We start from the raw sequence: 20,225 nt of genomic DNA on the forward strand, positions 1-20,225 counted from the left end.
CCTGGAGCACCGGAGCGGGCGCAGGAAAACACTCGCCCGGCCCAGTGGCCGCTAGGCCGGGTAACGCCCTGCCCACGGCTGCGCAAAGAGCTCCGCGCCCCGGCTCAGCGGCGGCGCACCAGGGGGAACGGCAGCGTCTCACGGATCGTCAGGCCGGTGAGGAACATGACCAGTCGGTCGACGCCCACACCGAGTCCGCCGGTCGGTGGCATGGCGTACTCGAGGGCGTCGAGGAACTCCTCGTCCAGCTCCATCGCCTCCGGGTCTCCCCCGGCGGCGAGCAGGGACTGGGCGGTGAGGCGACGGCGCTGTTCGACGGGATCGGTCAGCTCCGAGTAGGCGGTGCCGAGTTCGGTGCCGAAGGCGACGAGGTCCCAGCGTTCGGCGAGCCGCGGGTCGGTGCGGTGCTGCCGGGTCAGAGGGGAGACGTCGGTCGGGAAGTCCTTGTAGAAGGTGGGCAGCGTCGTCCGCTCCTCCACCAGCCGCTCGTACATCTCCAGGACGATGTCGCCGGAGCCGTCGCCCGCGGTGTACGGCACGCCGGCCCGGTCGCAGAGGCGGTGCAGCGTCTCCAGGTCCGTGCCCGGCCCGATCTCCTCCCCGAGCGCCTCGGAGATCGCCCCGTGCACGGTCTTGACCGGCCAGGCTCCGGAGATGTCGTACTCGGTGCCGTCCTTGCGGGCGACCGGGCGGCCGAAGGCGGCGGTCGCGGCGCCCTGGACCAGTTCGCGGGTGAGGTCGAGCATCACCTCGTAGTCGGCGTAGGCCTGGTAGGCCTCCAGCATGGTGAACTCGGGATTGTGCTTGTGGGAGATGCCCTCGTTGCGGAAGGTGCGGCCCATCTCGAACACCTTCTCAAGGCCGCCGACGCACAGCCGCTTCAGGTACAGCTCGGGCGCGATGCGCAGGTACATGTCGAGGTCGTAGGCGTTGATGTGGGTGGTGAAGGGGCGGGCGTTGGCGCCGCCGTGGATCTGCTGCAGGATCGGCGTCTCGACCTCCAGGAAGCCACGGTCCAGCAGGCCCTGCCGCAGGGCCTGTACGACGGTGGAGCGGACGCGCACCATGGCGCGGGCGTCGTGGCTGGCGACCAGGTCGAGGTAACGGCGGCGCACCCGGGCCTCGGGGTCGGCGAGGCCGCGGCGCTTGTCGGGCAGCGGGCGCAGGCACTTGCCGAGCAGCTGCCAGGAGGTGACGAAGACCGTCGGTTCGCCCTGGTCGCTGACGCCCGCGCGGCCGGTGGCGGTGATGTGGTCGCCGATGTCGGTGTCGGCGGTGAAGCGGTCGAGGGCGCTGCGGCCGGTGCCGGACCGGGTGAGGGCCAGTTGGTGGTCGCCGGTCCAGTCGCGCAGCACGACGAAGACGATGCCGCCGAAGTCGCGGACCAGCATGATCCGGCCGGCCACCGTGGCCTGTTCGCCCTCGCGGACCTCGGCGAGGGTGTGGGTGCGGGCCGGAACGCCCACCGGGTAGGGGTCGGCGCCGGCGGCGCGCAGCCGGTCGAGCCTCGCGTGCCGGACGCGGACCTGTTCGGGCAGGCCGGCGAGCGGGTCGCCGGGCCGGACCGGGTGCTCCTCGCCCGGGCCGGGCGCGGGCGTCTCGTCGAGGCCCAGCGCGGAGAGCGGGGGCAGGCCCTCCGTGGTGGCGGGCCGGGGACCGCGTCCCTGGCGGCCCTTGCCCCAGAGCTTGCGCAGCGAGGGTACGGGGACGAAGCCCTCGGCGATGCCGGAGGCGAGGCCGATGCGGGCCAGGGAGGCGGTCTCCCCGTAGCAGATGAACCGCGGGTACCACTCGGGGTGGTACTTCGCGTTGGACCGGTACAGCGCCTCCAGCTGCCACCAGCGGGAGAAGAACAGCAGCAGCCTGCGCCACAGCCGCAGCACCGGGCCGGCGCCGATGCGGGCGCCCTCCTCGAAGACCGCGCGGAACACCGCGAAGTTCAGCGACACCCGGCGCACGCCGAGCTTCGGGGCGGCCGCGCACAGTTCGGCCACCATGAACTCCATGACGCCGTTCGGGGCGGCGCGGTCCCGGCGCATCAGGTCCAGGGAGACACCGTCGCGGCCCCAGGGCACGAAGGACAGCAGGGCGAGCAGCCGGCCGTCCGTGCCGAGGGCCTCGACGAGGAGGCAGTCGCCGTCGGCCGGGTCGCCGAGACGGTCCAGCGCCATGGAGAAGCCGCGTTCGGTCTCGGTGTCGCGCCAGGAGTCGGCCTTGTCGACGACCTCCTCCATCTCCGCCTCGGTGAGGGCGGCGTGGCGGCGGACCCGGCAGGTGGCGCCGGTGCGCCGCACCCGGTGCACGGCCTGTCGGGTCACCCGCATGTCCCGGCCGTCGAGGTCGAAGTCGGCGACGTGCACGATCGCCTCGTCGCCGAGCTGGAGGGCGCCGAGTCCGGCGCGGGCGTAGGCCGTGGCGCCCTCTTCGGAGGCGCCCATCACGGCGGGCGCCCAGGCGTAGCGGCGGGCCACGTCCTGCCAGGCGGCGATGGCGTGCGGCCAGGCCTCCCGGTCGCCGACGGGGTCGCCGCTGGCCAGGCACACGCCGGCCTCGACGCGGTAGGTGACCGCGGCCTTGCCGCTGGGTGAGAAGACGACCGCCTTGTCGCGGCGGGTGGCGAAGTAGCCGAGGGAGTCGTCCTCGCCGTAGGCCTTCAGCAGGGCGCGGATGCGCGGTTCCTCGTCGCCGTGCAGGGCCGCTTCCAGGCGCTGCGAGCGGAACAGCGTCGCGGCGGCGTTGAGCAGGGCGAGCGCGCCGAACAGGCCGAGCAGGAAGGTCACGGCGCGGGGCGGGCGGCCGTCGAAGTCGCGGCCGGAGGCGGCCAGGCCGCCGAGGACCCGGTTGGCGGCCCAGGCCAGGTGCTGGCCCTGGGGCAGTGTGCCGGGGAAGAGCGCGACCAGACCCCAGCCGACCACGATCGCCACCACGAGGCCGACGGCCAGCACGGCCAGCGCCCGCCATACGGCGCCGCGTCTGGAGGCGGCGTAGAACTCTCCGCGGGCGGCGATCAGCACCAGCAGGGCGAGGCCGCACACGATCAGGGACGGCAGCGACTCGGCGTACCGGCCGAAGATCACACCGACGATGTCGGTCAGGATCAGCAGACCGAGGTAGACGACGACCAGCCACCAGGCGACCCGTTTGCGGGCGGCGGTGGCGCCGGCGAGCAGAAAGAGGAAGACGGCGTAGGCGAGGTTCGCGCTGACCGGGACCAGCAGAAGGTCGAGGACGTGGACGACCGGGCGGAGCAGGGCGCGCAGCGGGGCGATGAGGTCCAGGAGCGCACAGAGCAGGCCGAGGGCGCCGAAGAAGGCGGCGAAACCTTCGGGCACCCGGTTCAGGAGGCCGTGTGCGGGCGGCTGTCCGGGGCCCGCCGCGTCCCGGCGGCGGGCGCCGTTGACTGTGGCGGTCATGGCATTGACGGGGTGGCGCTCATGGTTCCGACTGTAGGAACACCCCGCCCGCGGCGCCCGTCGAGGGGTCCGGTCCGCGGTGCCCGGTGCGAGGGCGTCCAGGGGGTGTCGTTCGCATCGCCCCGGGTCCGCGGTGATCCGAAAGACACCCCCAGGGCTTGCGTGCGGCGGCCGTCGAGGGCGCCCGTGCGGCGGCGCGACCTGCCGCTTCCGATAGCCTCGGTGGCGTGACGGAACAGCACTCGCCCCAGTTCGAGCGGGGCACGGACGGGCCGAAGGTCATCGTCGTCGGGGTGGACGGCTCCGACTCCTCGATGCGGGCCGCCGCCTACGCCGCCGGTCTGGCCAGACGGCAGCATGCGCTGCTCGCCGTCGTGTACGTGCAGCCGGTGATGACGGCGGGTGCCGCGCTCGGGGCGCCGGTGGCCGAGACGACCGACGAGATCGCCGAGGACCTCGTCCAGCAGATCCGTGACTCCGCACAGCGGCTGAAGGGGATATTCGAGATTCGCTGGGAGTTCCACACCTTCCCGGGGGACCCGTACAGCGGTCTGGTCCGGGCCGCCGACGAGCTCAAGGCGGACGCCGTGGTCGTGGGCGCCTCGGAACAGGCCGGCCACCGGATCATCGGCTCCGTGGCCATCCGCCTCGTGAAGGCGGGGCGATGGCCGGTGACCGTGGTGCCGTAGGCCGCTGCGACGGCCGGTCGCTGCCGTCCCGGCCGTGCGTGGCGTCTTCCGCACCGGGTGGCGCTGGACCATCATGATCCGCCATCAGCCGTTTGCCGTCTGTGAAGAGGTGAGGCGCATGGCTGGGCTCCGGATGGGTGAAGGCATTCTCCGCCGCAAACCCATCGAACACATCGAAGACACGGAAGTCGGCGAGGGCCCGCGGCTGGAACGGTCGCTCGGGCTGGGGCAGCTGACGGCGATCGGCGTGGGCGGCATCATCGGCGCGGGCATCTTCACCCTGGCCGGCACGGTGGCCAACGGTGTGGCGGGGCCCGCCGTGGTCGTCTCCTTCCTCATCGCGGGCATCGCCAGTGCCGCGGCCGCGCTGTCGTACGCCGAGTTCGCGGGCCTGATCCCGAAGGCGGGCTCGGCCTACACCTACGGGTACGCGGTGCTCGGCGAGTTCGCCGGCTGGTTCATCGGCTGGGACCTGCTCCTTGAGTACACGGCGATCGTGGCGGTGGTCGCGATCGGCATCTCCGGCTACTTCAGCTTCCTGGTGGAGCAGGTGGGCGCCCATCTGCCGGCGTGGATGCTGGGTGCGCCGGGGACCGGTGCCGGTCACCGGGTCGACCTGTTCGCCGCGGTCCTGTGCCTGCTCATCGCCTGGCTGCTGACCCTCGGCATCCGCAGCGCGGCCCGCTTCGAGACGTTCGTGGTGGTGGTGAAGGTGCTGGTGGTGCTGCTGGTGATCGCCGTCGGCTTCTTCCACATCAACTCCGCCAACTACCACCCGTTCTTCCCGTACGGGGTCGGAGGGGCGTTCACCGGTGCGGCGACCGTGTTCTTCGCGGTGTTCGGCTACGACGCCATGTCGACGGCGGCCGAGGAGTCCAGGGACGCCCAGCGCCATATGCCGAAGGCGATCATCTACTCGCTCGCGATCGCGATGGTGCTGTACGTGGCGGCGTGTCTGGTGCTGACCGGCATGCAGAACTACAAGGACATCGACAAGGAGAGCGGCTTCTCCACCGCGTTCAAGTCCGTGGGGCTGAACGGGCTGGCGAACGTGATCGCGGTGGGCGCGATCATCGGCATCCTCACCGTGATGTTCACCTTCATGCTGGGCGTGACCCGGGTGTGGTTCGCCATGTCCCGGGACGGGCTGCTGCCCAAGTGGTTCGCGAAGACGCACCCCACGCGCCATGTGCCGACGCGTGTGACGTGGATCGTCGGGGTGGCGTCGGCCGCGATCGCCGGGTTCATTCCGATCGCCCAGGCCGCCGAGCTCACCAACATCGGCATCCTGCTGGCGTTCGTGGTGGTGTGCACGGCGGTGATCGTGCTGCGCTACCGGCAGCCCGACCTGCCGCGTTCCTTCCGCACGCCGTGGATGCCGTTCGTGCCCGCGCTGGGTGTCGTCTTCTCGATCTGGCTGATCACGTTCCTCCAGTGGCAGACCTGGGTCCGGTTCGCCGTGTGGTTCGTGATCGGGTGCGTGGTCTACTTCCTGTACTCGTACAAGCGGTCGGCGCTGGCACGGCGTCCGCCGGGCTGATCGGGGCCTCGGCCGCGGGAAGGTGAGCCGATCGGGGTCACTGTCCCATCACCAGACCGTCCTGCGCGGCGCCCCGGCCGAGCACCACGTCGCGGATCCGGTCGCGCACACCCTGCAGGTCGGCCCCCTGGGCGATGGCCGCGTTGACATCGACCACGCGGCCGGCGTCGACGTCGAACACCTCCGGGACGAACTCGGCCCGGACCACCTCCCAGCGTCCGCCGGGGTGTGCGGGCGGGGCGAAGGCGAAGCGGGCGAGGGTGCTCTGGTTGCCGCGCGGATCCTGGGTACCGCGGTCGCCGGTCATCGGGCCGGCGATCTGGTCGCCCATGCCGTAGACCACCCAGGTGCCGTTGACCTTCTCGTACGCCTGCGGGACGTGGGCGTGGGTGCCGAGGATCAGGTCGACGTCGGGGCGGCCGTCCGTGCGGGAGGCGGTCAGCAGCCGGCCGAGGGCGAGTTGCCGCGGGTCGGGGGCGTCCTGCCACTGGGTGCCCCAGTGCAGGGACACGACGACCACGTCGGCGCCCGCCTTCCGGGCCGTCCGGGCGTCGGTGAGGATACGGGTCTCGTCGATGAGGTTGACGGCCCAGGGCTGTCCGGCTGGAAGCGGACGGTCGCAGCCGTAGGTGTAGGCCAGGTGGGCGACCAGTGCCCGGCCCGCGCGCAACAGCGTGACGCTGCGCGCCTCGCCCTCGGTGCGCGCCGATCCCGCGTGCCGCAGCCCGGCGTGGTCGAGGGCGTCCAGGGTGCGCCGGATGCCGTCGGCGCCGTCGTCCAGGGTGTGCTCGGAGGCGGTGGAGCAGTCGTCGTAGCCGGTCGCGGCAAGGCCCCGCGCCACCTCGGGCGGGGCCTTGAACAGGGGGGCGCCGCTGTAGGCGCCGTTCGCGCCGTAGACGGTCTCCATGTGACACAGCGCGAGGTCGGCGCGGGAGACGATGGACCGGACGCCCTGAAGCATCGGCCGGAAGTCGTGGCCGGCGCCATGGGCGTCGTAGTGGGCCCGGTCGATCACCGAGGAGTCCGGCAGGACGTCGCCGGAGGCGACGAGCGTGAAACCGCCGGCGGCCGTCGCGGACGGGCCCGGGTGCCCTCGAGCGCCTTCGGAAGGAGCGCGGTGCTCCCGGAAGTGCGCCTGGCAGGCGGCGGCCGCGGTCAGGAGGGCCGTCACCACCACGGCCACCCGCTGTCTGCGTGCGATCATCAGTTCACCCCGCTGCGGTCGTATGGACAGACAAATGGGTACGAATCTGGCCGCCGTCGCAAACAGCCTCGGCATCCCCGTTAGCCCGTCCGGTGTGCCGGAGCGGGGCTGACGGACCGTTCGTCGCACCGTTCGCCGACGCGATCGACCGTCCGCCGCACAGCCGTGTGCGCGCCCTGTCCCCGCACCGCCCCCTGCGATGCGATACGGCCATGACGGCCGGAACCACCCTCCCGCACGGGTCGACGACCGCCGAACACGAGCTCGCCGCGCTGCAGCGCGAGCACGGCAGGCCGCTGTTCGCGCTGCTGCTCCGGCTCTGCGACGGCGACCGGCAGCGGGCCGAGGACCTGCTCCAGGAGACCCTCGTGCGAGCCTGGCGGCATCCCGAGGCGCTGCGCGCGGACGCCTTCGACTCCGTACGGCCCTGGCTGCTGACCGTGGCCCGGCGGCTCGCCATCGACGCGCGCCGGGCCCGGCAGGCACGGCCGCCCGAGGTCGGGGACGCGATCCTGGAGAACGCGCGGGTGATCGCCGACCACGCCGAGCGGGCCGCCGCGACGCTCGATGTGCGGGCGGCTGTGAAGACACTCACTCCGCAGCACCGTGAAGTACTGGTGCTGGTGTATTTCCAGGGGGCCAGTGTGGCGGAGGCCGCCGAAACCCTCGGCATTCCGCCCGGTACCGTGAAGTCCCGCGCGTACTACGCGCTGCGCGCCCTGCGCCGGGTGCTTCCGGGATACGCGACCGACCTGCGGTGAAACCGACACCCGAGTCAAACCTCCGTAAAGCGCCTTGCTGTGGACCACCGTTGAGTAATCGGCTGTCCTCATCCGTGTTCCGACTGGGAGCCCGGGTCGGGCGACGCGCACGCACCGGAGGAAGGCAGGAAGGGATGCTGCACAGAGGTCAAGAGAGCACGGACGGCAACGGCGGCGGTGAACTGACCGTCCCCATGGCGTGGTTGTACGCCGAGTACATCGCCGACGAGTTGCTCCGCACCGGGGATCTGATGCCGCCGACGTCCTTCGAGTTCCGTGCGGGGCGGGACGCGCTGGCGCTGACCATCTTCCTCTCCGACACCGGCGGCGAGCTGTCCGGCATCCGGGTCGTCTCCCAGTTGGAGACCTGGCTGTCGCTGACCGCGTACGACCAGCCGTGGCAGGACTGGGTGCGCGAGCGGATGGCCGAGCTCGCGGCGGACGCGCATGCCTCGGGCGTGCCCTCACCGGACCTGGACCTGGCCGAGGCCGCCTGGCGCTGGCTGGAGGAGACCGAGCTGCTCGCGCCCGACCTGGACGCGGTGCCCGGCGGCGTGGGACTGGCCGGCGAGGACGACGGGCCGGGCGGCGGTGGGCCGGCCGGCGTGGACGAGGGGCCGAAGGTGTGGACACCCGCCTGGCAGCTCGGGCTGCCGCTCGGACATCTGGCCATCCATCTTTTTTAGATTCCGACCAATCCGCGGGCCCGGCCGCTCCGAATCCGTTGATTACGATTCTGCGCGTGGCTTGAGTGATTCGGCTGTCCGGTGCGTACGGGTGGGAGCAAGGAGTAACCCCACCCACACCCATAGGCACGAGGATTCGGCATGAGGTCCCTGGAAAGGCATCGCGACGTCGGCGCTTACGCGCTCGGCGTGCTGGACGAGGCGGACGCCTTCCGCTTCGAGGACCACCTCGTGGCGTGCCCTCGCTGCGCGGCGCACGTCACCGAGTTCGGGCCGACGGCACGGCAGCTGATGCTGTACCGGCGGGCCACGCCGCGCTTCGTGCACCCCATGGCCCAGCCCGGCCCCCGGCTGCTGGAGCGGCTGGTCGCGGACGTGGCCCGTCGGCGCCTGGCCGGACGCCGGCGCCTGCTGTTCGGCCTGGCCGCCTCCGTGGTGCTCGCCGTGGGCGGGCCCGCGATCACGCTGGTGGCCGGGCACGGGAGCGGCCCCGTACAGGTGGCCGCGACCGACGCGAAAACGGGCGTGTGGGCCGAGGTCAGGGCCGCCGACGCGGACTGGGGCAGCGAGGTGCAGCTGAAGATCAAGGACGGGACCGGCGCCCGCTCCTGCCGGCTCGTCGTCATCGGCCGCGACGGCTCGGAGCAGACGGTGACCAGCTGGACCGTGCCCTCGCACGACGCCCGGACGAACACCATCAGAGGCGGCGCGGCGATGCACACCGACCAGATCGACCGCTTCGAGGTGCGCACCGCGGACGGGCAACCCCTGGTGACGCTGGACTCCCCCTGAACGACGCTACTTCAGCAGGCGGGACATCCTGCGGTCGGCGAGCGGCTTCCCACCCGTCTGACAGGTCGGGCAGTACTGCAGCGAGGAGTCGCTGAAGGAGACCTCCCGGATGGTGTCGCCGCACACCGGGCAGGACTCGCCGGTCCGGCCGTGCACCCGCAGGCCGCTCTTCTTCTCCGCCTTCAGCCGCCCGGCCGCCAGGCCCCGGGAGCGCTCGACCGCCTCGGTCAGGGTGGCGCGCAGCGCCGCGTACAACCGCCGGGTCTCCTCCGGGGACAGTGACGCGGCCAGTTTGAACGGGGACATCTTCGCCGCGTGCAGGATCTCGTCACTGTAGGCGTTGCCCACGCCGGCGATCAGGCTCTGGTCGCGCAGCGCGCCCTTGATCTGCCGTCGCTCCCCCGCCAGCAGCTTCGCCAGCCCTGCCTCGTCGAAGTCGTCGGCCAGCGGGTCGGGGCCCAGCCGCGCCACACCCGGCACCTCCTGCGGATCCCGTACGACGTACACCGCGAGCCGCTTCTGGGTGCCCGCTTCGGTGAGGTCGAAGCCGGCGCCGGTCTCCAGCGCGACCCGCAGCGCGAGCGGCCCCTTGCCGGGACGGGGCGGACCGTCCGGCAGCCGGTCCTTCCACTGCAGCCAGCCCGCGCGGGCCAGATGGGTCACGAGGTGGAGGCCGCCGTCGGTTCCAAGGTCCAGGAACTTGCCGTGCCGGCGCACGGAGGTGACCCGGTGGCCCTCGACGGCGGTGACGGGAGGGTCGTACGTCTTCAGGACGCTGACGGCGACGGGCAGCACGCGTACGACCTCGTGGCCGACCAGGGCGTCGGTCAGGAAGTCCTTGAGCGCTTCGACCTCGGGCAGTTCCGGCATAGGTCCAGAGTGCCACCGGGGACCGGCAGCGGCCGCTGCGCACGGTGGTCGTCAGCCCCGCTCCACCACCACGAACTCGCACCACAGGCACTTGCCGCCGCCGCGCGCCTCCACTCCCCAGACGTCGGTGAGCCGGTCGACCAGCATCAGCCCCCGCCCCGAGACGCCCTGCTCGCCCGGCTCGCGGCGGCGTGGCAGGGCGCTGGAGGAGTCCTCGACCTCGACCCGCAGCCGCCGGTTGGTGCCGGTGAGGACCCGCAGGGTGACGATGGCCGCGCCCTCGGTGTGCATCAGGGCGTTGGTGATGAGTTCGTCGGCCACGAGTTCGATCTCGTCGGACCGCTCCCGGGCACCCCAGGCGCGGACCGCGGTGCGGATCATGTGCCGGGCCCGGGTCAGGGCCTCGGGGTCGCCCGGAGCCACGTGCTGCTGCAGCCGGCCGAGGGGCTGCCGGTCGGCCAGGGCCCGGCGGCGCAGGACCAGCAGGGCCACGTCGTCGTCCCCGCCGCGCGCCTCGGCCATGTCGATGAGCCGGTCCGCCATGCCCCGTACGTCCTCGGGGCCCGCGGCGATGGACTCGGCCAGGGCCAGCATGCCGTCGTCGAGGTCGGCGCCCGGCCGCTCGACCAGGCCGTCGGTGCACAGCACCAGGCTCTGCCCGGGGTCGAGCTCCATGGCGCAGACCGGGTACTCCAGGTCGCCGAACTCGGCCGACAGGCCGAGCGGGAGGCCACCGTCCACGGTGATGCGCCGGCAGGTCCCGTCGTTGTGCCGTACCAGCGGGTCGATGTGTCCGGCCCGCACCACCTGGACCACGCCGGTGGACAGGTCGGCCTCCGCGTACAGACAGGTCGCGAAGCGGTCGGTGTCGAGTTCGTGCAGGAAGACCGAGGCACGGGCCATCACGGTGGCCGGGGTGTGGCCCTCGGCGGCGTAGGCGCGCAGCACGATGCGCAGCTGGCCCATCACGGCCGCGGCGTGCGTGTCGTGGCCCTGCACATCGCCGATGACGGCGCCGACACGGCCGCCGGGCAGCGGGATCAGGTCGTACCAGTCGCCGCCGATGTCCCGGCCCAGGGAGCCCCCGGCGTACCCCGAGCGATAGCGGACGGCGACGTCGGCGCCGGGCACGCTGGGGATGGTGCGCGGCAGCATCGCCTGTTGCAGGCCCTGCGCGAGGTCCTTCTCCTGCTCGTAGAGCATGGCCCGCTGCAGGCTCTGCGCAATGCTGCTGCCGAGGGCGACCAGGACGTTGCGCTCCTCCGGCGAGAAGCCGTGCCGGTCGCCGTAGAGCAGACCCATGGAGCCGATCGGCCGGCCCTGGGCGATCAGCGGCAGATAGGCCGCCGAGGTGATGTGCAGGTCGGTGATGTGCGGCCACAGGATGGGATAGCGCTCGGCGAACTCCTCCGGGGACTCGATGAAGCGCGGGCTGAGGGTGCGCACCGCCTCGCTCATGGGGTAGGGCTCCTCGATCCGGGTGATGAGGGTGCCGGGTACGAAGCTGCCCGCGGGTCCCTCGGCGACCAGCCGGATGCGTCCGGCCTCGAGCAGACCGAGGACGAGGCTCTTGGCACCGAGGAGGGCGAGACCGGGGGTGTCCTTGACCACGTCGATGACGTCCTGGACGGTGCGGGCGTGGGCGAGGGCGGCGGTGGCCGTCTGGACCACGTTGGTCTGGTCGCGCCGGGCGGCACTCTGCGCCGCCCCTTCCTGACGGGCGGCGCCGTCCTCCAGCTCCTCGGTGGCGTCCCGGACGATCCCGATGATCCGGCGCGGTCGCCCCGTCTCGTCCCGCCGTATGTAGCCCTGGGTGTGGGTCCAGCGCAACGTGCCGTCGCGGCGGCGGAGGCGCACGTAGGTGCCGTAGTTCTCGCTGCCGTCCTTCAGGGCCCGCGCCACCAGGGCGTCCAGGCGGTGGCCCTCGGCCCGCGGCACCCGGTCGGCAAGGCTTTCGGGGCGGCCGTCGAATTCCTCGGGGCGGATGTCGAAGATCTCGTGCGCCTGGGCGTCCATGCTGAGCAGACCCGTGTCCAGGTCCCAGTCGAAACTGCCCATGCGGTTCAGAGCCAGGATTGGATCCGGGTGAGCGGGCCAGTCGTCAGGGAGTGACAGGGCGTTCGCTGCCCGTTCAGCCATGGGGCCACCTTGCCAGGGTTTGTCTGATTCTTCGACTTCCCTCGGCTTCCTTCGGCTCCTTCGGCTCCTTCGGCTCTCTTCCGCTTCCTTCGGCTTCCTTCGGCTTCCTTCGAGTTTCCTCGGGTTTCTTCGAGGTGCTCGTCATCAGCGGGTACGGCGGGATCGGGGCCGGTCACGCCCGACGGTCGTGTGTGGGACGGCTGCGGTGTTCGGGTGACCCCGCGGAGGGGTAGCCGGACGTCTGCCGCACTCGCACAGGTCGCGAACCCGGGGACGGCCGGCACAGGCGGTGAGCGGCGGCCCGGGGCCCGCGATCGAGGAGAGGAGCCAGACCGTGGGATGGTTCATGGCGCCCGACTACTGGCTGAGCCGGCTGGTCTTCCAGCGGGCCCTGGCCGCGGTGTACCTCGTCGCGTTCCTGACCGCGGCCCTGCAGTTCCGGGCGCTGCTCGGCGAGCGCGGGATGCTGCCGATCCCCCGGTTCGTGGCACGGGTGCCGTTCAAACGGGCGCCGAGCCTGTTCCACCTGCACTACTCGGACCGCTTCTTCGCCGGCTGCGCGTGGGCCGGGTGTGCCGTGTCGGCGGCGCTGCTGGCCGGGCTGGACTCGGCGCTGCCGCTGTGGGGCGGGATGCTGCTGTGGCTCGTGCCCTGGGCGCTGTACCTGTCGATCGTCAACGTCGGCCAGACCTGGTACGGCTTCGGGTGGGAGTCGCTGCTGCTGGAGACCGGCTTCCTCGCGGTGTTCCTCGGCAACGACAAGGTGGCCCCGCCGATCGTCGGGCTGTTCCTGCTGCGCTGGATCCTCTTCCGCGTCGAGTTCGGCGCGGGGCTGATCAAGCTGCGCGGCGACCCCTGCTGGCGGACCCTGACCTGCCTGTACTACCACCACGAGACGCAGCCCATGCCGGGCCCGCTCAGCTGGTTCTTCCACCATCTGCCCGCGCCGGTGCACAAGGCGGAGGTGGCCGCGAACCACGTCACCCAACTGGTGGTGCCGTTCCTGCTGTTCACCCCGCAGCCGGTCGCCACGGTCGCCGCCTCGCTGATGATCATCACCCAGCTGTGGCTGGTGCTGTCGGGCAACTTCTCCTGGCTGAACTGGATCACCATCGTGCTGGCGCTGCCCGCTCTGCGCCTGCCGGGGAAGGCGCCGTCCGTGCCGGACGCACCGCTGTGGTACGAGGTGGTGGTGCTCGCGGTGGCCGCGCTCGTGGTGTTCCTGAGCCACCGGCCCGTGGTGAACATGGTCTCCCGCCGCCAGGTCATGAACCGCTCCTTCGACCCGCTGCACCTGGTCAACACCTACGGCGCGTTCGGCAGCATCAGCCGGGTCCGCTACGAGGTGGTGATCGAGGGCACGCTCGACGACGTACCGCACGAGGACTCCGAGTGGCGGGAGTACGAGTTCCGGGGCAAGCCGGGTGATCCGCGCCGCTGGCCGCGCCAGTACGCGCCCTACCATCTCCGGCTGGACTGGCTGATGTGGTTCGTCGCGCTGTCCCCGGCGTACGCGGGTGCCTGGTTCGGTGCCCTTGTGGAGCGGCTGTTGGAGAACGACGCCGACACCCTCAGGCTGCTGCGTCGCTCCCCCTTCCCGCCGGACGAGCCACCGCGTTACGTCCGCGCCCGCCTGTTCCGCTACCGCTTCACGACCTGGCAGGAGTTGCGGGCGACGGGCGCCTGCTGGGACCGCACGTTCGTGCGGGAGTTCCTGCCGCCGACGCGCCTGGCGGCCGTGGCCCAGAGGTCGTGAACCGCCCGCAGAGGCCGTGAACCGCCCGCCGTTGTCGTACCCGCTCGGTACGGTCGGTGCATGAGAGCCACGGGTACCTTCACCGTCAAATCGTTCACCCCGACCGGTGTGAAGCCGGACCCGGCGGTGTCCACCGCCGTGCCGGTGGGTGTCGCCACCATGGAGAAGCACTTCGAGGGTGAGATCACCGGCCGCGCGGCGACCCTGTTCACCGCCGCCTACGACCAGGCGACCGGCGTCGGCACCTACGTCGCCATGGAGTCCTTCGAGGGATCGCTGCACGGCCGCAGCGGATCCTTCAACTTCGCCCACTCGGCCACGACGACCGGCGGCGACCGCTCCGCCGAGTTCTTCACCGTCGTCCCCTCGAGCGGCACGGGCGAGCTCACGGGGATCCGCGGCACCGGCGGTCTGGCGGTCGACGCCGACGGCACGCACCGGATCTGGTTCGACTACGAGCTCGGCGGATCCGGCGGTTCCAGGCGGTAGACGCGGGTCGCTGTGTCCTGGAAGACCTCGGCGCGTTCCGCGGGGGTGAGGGCGGAGGTCAGCTCGCGGGCCGTGGGCCATCCGGGCCTGCCAGGCCACGTTGACGGGCAGCTTCTCCAGTTCGGCCAGGAGCCGGGCGTGGTCGGCGCACTCCAGCAGGTGGAACAGGTCGGTGCCGCAGCGCCAGATGGTCCAGGAGGTGGCCCCGGCGGCCCGGACGGCGACGGTGAGCTCCTCGGGGACCTCCCGGTGGGCGGCCTCGTACGCCGCGATCCGGTCGGCGCGGACCTTGGTGTGCAGGGCGACTCTCATGAGGGCTCCTCGGCGGGGCGGACGGGCGCGTCGGCGGGGACGGGGGCGTCGGCGGGCAGGAGGCCCGTCTCCCGCAGTTCCCGCCAGAAGGCGGTGGGTACGTCCGCCGCGAACTGCTCGGCGCAGTCGCGCACTTCGGTGGCCGACCGCGCACCGACCAGGACGCTCGCGACGGCGGGGTGGGCGGAGCAGAAGGCCAGGGCGGCCGCGCGCAGGGTGGTGCCGTGGCGGTCGGCGACGGCCTTCAGGTCGAGGGCGCGGTCCAGCAACCGGGCCGGGGCACGGGTGTAGTCGTAGGCGGCTCCGGGCCCGGGGCCGGCCAGGAGGCCGGAGTTGAAGGCGCCGCCGACGACGACGGCCGTGCCGCGCCGGGCGGCGGCGGGCAGCAGGTCGGCCAGCGCGTGCCGCTGCGGCCGAGGGCGCTCACGAGACCGCCGGGCGCAGCCGCAGGCCCTGCATGCCGCCGTCGACGGCGAGGGCGGGCCGGTGGTGGCGCCGGACAGCGGGCTCGCCAGGTAGGCGATCGCGCCCGCCACCTCGGCCGCGCCGACCAGGCGGCCGGTGGGCCGGCGGGCCCGGAGCGCGGCGCGTTCGGTGCCGGGCGGCCCGGGCGGCGGCCGCACACGTGGGCGAGGTGGAGGAGTGGCTGCGGACCCAGCTGGGACAGTAGGTGTCCGGAGAGCCGGGTTCAGGCCCCGGCCGCGGGTACGGGCGGTTCCGGGCTGCGCCCCTGCGTCTGGGACCACTCCCGCAGTTCGTTGGCGCCGACCTCCTCGATCACCGTCTGCAGCAGCTGCCGGGCCGTGGCGTCGCGCTCCGGCTCGGGCAGCAGGAAGTACCGGTCCAGGGCCCGGCGCAGTGTCTCCCTCGACTGCGCCGCCAGCACCCAGCGCGAACCGGGGTTGAACAACTGGCGCATGCCGGTGAAGAAGACGGCACCACCCGCGACGAGCGCGGTCAGCCAGGCCGGTGCGTGCAGACCGGCGGCGACGACCGTCACCGACGTGGTGCCCAGGGCGCCCAGCTCCGTGAGGTGGTGCAGCCTCCTCGCCCGGTCGCAGGACCGCGCGTAGAACGCCAACTCCCTTCGCGCGAGGGCCAGCAGGGGATCGGGTTCAAAGGCCCAGGAGTGGTGGTCGGGGAGCCTGCTTCGTCTCATCGCCACATCATCGTGGCCGCGCCCACGCCGGGGAAAGCCGGGGCGCAGGGGCGGAGGGGGCAGGCGCCGCCGCCCCTCCGCCCGCCCTCTCACGCTCGCCCGAACCTCAAGGTCACCAGCTCGAACGGCCGCAGCCGTACGGTGATCCGGCTCCCGTCGCGGTCCGGTTCCGTCGCATCCGGCAGGGGCCGCTCCAGGAGGTCCGTGACCGTGACCCGGGCAACCTCGAATCCCGCCGTGAGCGTCGCCCGGGCCCGTCCGCCGAGGGCTTCGTGGCAGCGGACCACCACGTCACCGCTGCCGTCGTCGGCCAGTTTCACCGCCGTGACGACCACGGCGTCCTCGTCCACCGTCACCAGCGGAGCGACCTCCGCCTCCCCCGCGCCGGTCACCAGACGCTCCGGCTGGTTCACGCGCCAGCCCTCGCGCACCGCGTCCGCGATGTCCGCGCCGGGCACCAGGGCGTGCCGGAAGCGGTGGACGCCCTGGTCGGTCTCCGGGTCCGGGAACCGCGGGGCACGCAGCAGGGAGACCCGGACCGTGGTGGTCGTACCCCGGTCGCCGTCGGTGCGGACGGTACGGGTCACGTCGTGCCCGTACGTCGAGTCGTTGACCACGGCGACGCCCCAGCCCGGCTCCGCCAGATGCACGAAGCGGTGGTTGCAGGCCTCGAACTTGGCCGCCTCCCACGAGGTGTTGGTGTGCGTGGGCCGGTAGAAGTGCCCGAACTGCGTTTCCGACGCGTACCGTTCGGCGTGGACGTCCAGCGGGAAGGCCAGTTTGAGGAACTTCTCCGTCTCGTGCCAGTCGACCTCCGTGTCCAGCACCAGCCGCCGCTCCCCCGGCGGCAGCGACAGCACCTGGCTGACCCGGGAGGCGCCGAAGGACCGCACGATCCGCACCGAGACCCCGTCCTCACCGGCCGAGACGGAATCGGCGTCGCTGAGGTCGGTGACCGCGTTGCGGTAGAACCTGTCGACGTCCCAGGCGTCCCACATGTTCGGGAAGTCCGGGTGGATCTGGAGGAGGTTCGCGGCCGCGCCCGGGGCGATCGTCTCGCGGTCGGCCCGGATGTCGTACGCGGACACGACGAGGCCCCGTGCGTCGATCTCGACCCGCAGCAGGCCGTTGTCCAGGACGTACCCGCCGTCCGGTCGTGCCCCGAGCCGAGTGACGCCCTCGGCCGCCGGGGTGCCGGCACCGCCCGCCGGGACGCCGGCCCGCGTGTGCGGAGCCGCGTTGAAGACCACGGACGTGCCGCCCTCGCCCGCCAGGGCGCGCTGTGCCGCGTCGATGACGCCGTTCAGCTCGCAGGCGACGCGCTCGTACGTCGCCCGGGCCTCGCGGTGCACCCACGCGATGGACGAGCCGGGCAGGATGTCGTGGAACTGGTGGAGCAGGACCGTCTTCCAGGTGCGGTCCAACTCCTCGTACGGGTAGGGGAATCCGCGGCGGACGGCGGCCGTCGCCGCCCACAGTTCGGCCTCCCGCAGGAGGTGTTCGCTGCGCCGGTTGCCCTGCTTGGTCTTCGCCTGGCTGGTGAGCGTGGCGCGGTGCAGTTCGAGGTAGAGCTCGCCCACCCAGACGGGCGGCTCGGGGTATTCCGCCTCGGCCTTGTCGAAGAAGGCCCGCGGCGGCTCCCACACCACCTTCGCCGAGCCTTCGAGATCGCGCAGCCGGGCCGCCTTGGCGACCATCTCGCGGGTCGTGCCGCCGCCCCCGTCGCCCCAGCCGGTCGGCGCGAGGGAGTGCCGGGCGACGCCCTTGTCCTTGAAGTTGCGGGCCGCGTGGGCGATCTCGCTGCCCTTCATGGCGCAGTTGTAGGTGTCGACGGGCGGGAAGTGGGTGAAGATCCGCGTGCCGTCGATGCCCTCCCACTGGAAGGTGTGGTGCGGGAAACCGTTCGTCTGCGACCAGGAGATCTTCTGGGTCAGCAGCCGGGTGGCGCCGGCCGCCCGGATGATCTGCGGCAGGCCGGCCGCGAAACCGAAGGTGTCCGGCAGCCAGGCCTCGTCGTTCTCGATGCCGAACTCGTCGAGGAAGAACCGCTTGCCGTGCACGAACTGCCGGGCCATCGCCTCCGAGCCGGGCATGTTGGTGTCGGACTCCACCCACATGCCGCCGGCCGGCACGAACCGCCCCTCCGCCACGGCCTTCTTCACCCCCGCCCACACCTCGGGCCGGTGTTCCTTCACCCACGCCCACTGCTGCGCCTGCGACATGGCGAAGACGAAGTCGGGTTCGTCCTCCAGCAGTGCGGTCATGTTGGACACGGTGCGGGCCACCTTGCGCACGGTCTCGCGCAGCGGCCACAGCCACGCGGAGTCGATGTGCGCGTGACCGACGGCGCTGATGCGGTGCGCGGAGGGGCCGGCGGGGGCGGCGAGGACCTCGGTGAGCTGCGCGCGGGCGCGTGCGGCGGTACCGTTCACGTCCTGCAGGTCGACCGAGTCGAGTGCCTTCTCCACCGCCCGCAGGATCTCCCAGCGGCGGGCCGAGTCCACCGGCAGTTCGGCCATCAGTTCGCCGAGGACTTCGAGGTCGAGCACGAGTTGCCACACGGTCTCGTCGAAGACGGCGAGATCCATGCGGGTCAGCGTGTACTGCGGTTCGCCGCCGGCGGTGTCCCGGTCACCGAGTCGCGTGGGCACGAAGAGGTGGTAGCCGAGGATGACGGGGTTGGAGGCGGCCTCGATGTGCAGGCGCACCTCCTCGCCGCCCGCGACGGGCGCGCCGATGCGCACCCACTGGTTGCGCGGGTTGAGGCCCTTCACCGGGGTGCCGTCGGGCCGGTAGACCAGGCCCTCGCACTGGAAGCCGGGCATGTTCTCGTCGAAGCCGAGGTCCAGCAGTGCCTCGACGGTCCGTCCGGCCCACGCCTGGGGCACGGTCCCGGTGACCCGGAACCAGCTGGTGCCCCAGGGAGCACCCCACCGGGCGCCCGTCTCGATCGGTCCGGGCTCGGCCGCGAGCCCCTCCGCGACCGGCACGGGCTCGCCGGGCGCGTGCCACACCGCCACCTCCAGGGGGACCGACTCGGGATACACGGCAGGTCGGATGCGCTCGTCGAGGACGCGCCGGAGACGGGCCTCGACCAGGCTGCGGTCGTCATGCATGAGGGGCTCCGTAGGTCGTGCGTCAGCGGATGGTTAGCAGGCGTGAGTGACGGTCACGGGGGCCGACCTGATGTACAGCTCCCCCACCGCACGCAGTTCGAACCGCGCCGCCCGCTCGCCCGGCTCGGGCGTGAGGCCACCGGCGAAGTACGCCCGCTGGCCCGGGTGACCGGCAGCCGGGTCGCGTACAGGTCGACGACCACGGGCCCGTCGAGCGCGCCATCCTTCTTCCTCCAGCTGGTCTCCGGTATCCAGGAGGTGCTGGCGGAGCGTCACCTCGGTCTGCTGTTCCAGGTCGTGGAGGACGTCGGCGACGAGTGCGCGGTGTACCGCAGATGGTGGGCCGAGCACCGGGTGGACGGCGTGCTGGTGGCCGATCCACGCACCGACGACCCCCGCCCCGGCCTGCTCGACGAACTCGGCCTGCCCGCCGTGGTCATCGGCGGCGCGCCCGACGAACGCCACCCGGGGCTGTCCACGGTGTGGGCGGACGACGCGGGCGCGATGGCGTCGGTGGTCGACGGCCTCTGCGTACTGGGCCACCGGCGGATCGTGCACATCGCCGGGATGCCGGGGCTGGCGCACACCGAGCGCCGTCTCCGGACGCTGCGCGCGGAGGCGGAGCGGCGCGGCCTGACCGGGGTGCGGTCGGTGACCACCGACTACTCGGACGCCGAGGGCGCCGCGGTCACCCGGCGGGTGCTGCGGGACGCCGCTCCGCCGACGGCCCTCTACGACAACGACGTGATGGCCGTCGCCGGGGTCGCCGCCGCGGCCGAGCTCGGGTTCTCGGTGCCGGCGGACGTGTCGGTGGTGGCCTGGGAGGACTCGGCACTGTGCCGCATGGTCACGCCGGGGCTGTCCGCGCTGTCCCGGGACAGCGCGGAGTTCGGCCGCACGGCGGCGAGAGAACTGACCGCACTGCTCGACGGGGGGCCGGCCCGCACCGTACGGGTGCCGGTGCCAACGCTGGTCGAACGGGACAGTACGGGGGCGGCGCGGGAAGGACGACGGGCGGGGCGGCGCGGGAAGGACGACGGACGCCGCAGCGCGGGAAGGACGACGGACGCCGCGGCGCGGGAAGGACGACGGACGCCGCAGCGCGGGAAGGACGACGGGTGGTGCACCGCCGGCTCGTCGCACGCGTCCGCCGCCCGGCCGGTGATGCCCTTCCTCTGGCCCCAGAGGTCCTGGTCCGTGAGGCGACCGACGCCGCGTTCGGCCTCCCCGGCGGGACGGCCCGACCGTCAGCGTGCGCGAGCCTCTCGACGCGGGGCCCGCGTCCGGGCACAGTTCTCC

The 20,225-nt window shown here is 72.5% G+C and carries 13 protein-coding genes and 3 pseudogenes; 8 read left to right on the forward strand and 8 right to left on the reverse strand.

The window, feature by feature from the left end; genetic code table 11:
* Positions 1 to 104 precede the first annotated feature (104 nt).
* On the reverse strand, positions 105 to 3,413 hold the full coding sequence (lysX, locus tag AB0A61_RS15005) for a bifunctional lysylphosphatidylglycerol synthetase/lysine--tRNA ligase LysX (RefSeq protein ID WP_361291656.1): 3,309 nt from the start codon (positions 3,411 to 3,413) through the stop codon (positions 105 to 107).
* A gap of 227 nt (positions 3,414 to 3,640) precedes the next feature.
* Here lysX and AB0A61_RS15010 point away from each other — a divergent pair, with 227 nt between their 5' ends.
* Both AB0A61_RS15010 and AB0A61_RS15015 read left to right on the forward strand, forming a co-directional pair.
* Positions 3,641 to 4,102: a universal stress protein gene (locus AB0A61_RS15010; protein WP_361291658.1), complete on the forward strand. Its 462-nt coding sequence runs from the start codon at positions 3,641 to 3,643 to the stop codon at positions 4,100 to 4,102.
* 118 nt (positions 4,103 to 4,220) lie between these two features.
* Positions 4,221 to 5,642 carry an amino acid permease gene (locus tag AB0A61_RS15015; RefSeq protein ID WP_361291660.1) on the forward strand — a complete coding sequence of 474 codons (1,422 nt, stop codon included), beginning with the start codon at positions 4,221 to 4,223 and terminating at the stop codon, positions 5,640 to 5,642.
* A 37-nt stretch (positions 5,643 to 5,679) separates the two neighbouring features.
* Here AB0A61_RS15015 and AB0A61_RS15020 read toward each other — a convergent pair whose 3' ends face one another.
* Positions 5,680 to 6,846: a CapA family protein gene (locus AB0A61_RS15020; RefSeq protein ID WP_361291662.1), complete on the reverse strand. Its 1,167-nt coding sequence runs from the start codon at positions 6,844 to 6,846 to the stop codon at positions 5,680 to 5,682.
* Between the two features lie 212 nt (positions 6,847 to 7,058).
* Here AB0A61_RS15020 and AB0A61_RS15025 point away from each other — a divergent pair, with 212 nt between their 5' ends.
* The 3 genes from AB0A61_RS15025 (at position 7,059) to AB0A61_RS15035 (ending at position 9,085) form a co-directional block, all read left to right on the forward strand.
* Complete coding sequence (locus AB0A61_RS15025; protein ID WP_361291664.1) at positions 7,059 to 7,607, forward strand: sigma-70 family RNA polymerase sigma factor; 549 nt, start codon at positions 7,059 to 7,061, stop codon at positions 7,605 to 7,607.
* Positions 7,608 to 7,741: 134 nt separating this feature from the next.
* Positions 7,742 to 8,293: a hypothetical protein gene (locus AB0A61_RS15030; RefSeq protein WP_361291666.1), complete on the forward strand. Its 552-nt coding sequence runs from the start codon at positions 7,742 to 7,744 to the stop codon at positions 8,291 to 8,293.
* A gap of 141 nt (positions 8,294 to 8,434) precedes the next feature.
* Complete coding sequence (locus AB0A61_RS15035; RefSeq protein ID WP_361291668.1) at positions 8,435 to 9,085, forward strand: zf-HC2 domain-containing protein; 651 nt, start codon at positions 8,435 to 8,437, stop codon at positions 9,083 to 9,085.
* 6 nt (positions 9,086 to 9,091) lie between these two features.
* Here the strand turns inward: AB0A61_RS15035 and AB0A61_RS15040 are convergent, their stop codons facing one another.
* Entirely contained in the window at positions 9,092 to 9,955 is an 864-nt protein-coding gene (locus AB0A61_RS15040) for a DNA-formamidopyrimidine glycosylase family protein (protein ID WP_361291669.1), read from the reverse strand.
* A 51-nt stretch (positions 9,956 to 10,006) separates the two neighbouring features.
* Positions 10,007 to 12,094 carry a SpoIIE family protein phosphatase gene (locus tag AB0A61_RS15045; protein ID WP_361291671.1) on the reverse strand — a complete coding sequence of 696 codons (2,088 nt, stop codon included), beginning with the start codon at positions 12,092 to 12,094 and terminating at the stop codon, positions 10,007 to 10,009.
* Positions 12,095 to 12,428: 334 nt separating this feature from the next.
* On the opposite strand from AB0A61_RS15045, the gene AB0A61_RS15050 reads away from it, so the two are divergent.
* Entirely contained in the window at positions 12,429 to 13,850 is a 1,422-nt protein-coding gene (locus AB0A61_RS15050; protein ID WP_361291673.1) for a lipase maturation factor family protein, read from the forward strand.
* A 60-nt stretch (positions 13,851 to 13,910) separates the two neighbouring features.
* Positions 13,911 to 14,339 (forward strand): DUF3224 domain-containing protein, encoded by a 429-nt coding sequence (locus AB0A61_RS15055; RefSeq protein ID WP_361291675.1) that lies wholly within the window; start codon positions 13,911 to 13,913, stop codon positions 14,337 to 14,339.
* Positions 14,340 to 14,414: 75 nt separating this feature from the next.
* On the opposite strand, the pseudogene AB0A61_RS15060 reads toward AB0A61_RS15055, so the two are convergent.
* The 4 genes and pseudogenes from AB0A61_RS15060 to AB0A61_RS15075 all read right to left on the reverse strand — a co-directional run.
* Positions 14,415 to 14,651, reverse strand: a pseudogene (locus AB0A61_RS15060) (L-rhamnose mutarotase); the annotation flags it as partial.
* Positions 14,648 to 15,058 (reverse strand): annotated as a pseudogene (locus tag AB0A61_RS15065) (aldo/keto reductase); the annotation flags it as partial. The pseudogenes AB0A61_RS15065 and AB0A61_RS15060, both read right to left, overlap by 4 nt.
* Before the next feature lie 281 nt (positions 15,059 to 15,339).
* A complete protein-coding gene (locus tag AB0A61_RS15070; protein ID WP_361291677.1) occupies positions 15,340 to 15,810 on the reverse strand; it encodes a DUF4231 domain-containing protein in 471 nt (156 codons plus the stop codon).
* Between the two features lie 89 nt (positions 15,811 to 15,899).
* Positions 15,900 to 18,926, reverse strand: a complete 3,027-nt coding sequence (locus AB0A61_RS15075; protein ID WP_361291679.1) for a glycoside hydrolase family 38 C-terminal domain-containing protein — start codon at positions 18,924 to 18,926, stop codon at positions 15,900 to 15,902.
* 222 nt (positions 18,927 to 19,148) lie between these two features.
* Between AB0A61_RS15075 and AB0A61_RS15080 the strand changes: the two are divergent.
* Positions 19,149 to 19,928: pseudogene (locus AB0A61_RS15080) on the forward strand (substrate-binding domain-containing protein); the annotation flags it as partial.
* Positions 19,929 to 20,225: the final 297 nt, after the last annotated feature.

The organism is Streptomyces sp. NPDC046197 (genome assembly GCF_040646295.1).
Taxonomy (GTDB): domain Bacteria; phylum Actinomycetota; class Actinomycetes; order Streptomycetales; family Streptomycetaceae; genus Streptomyces.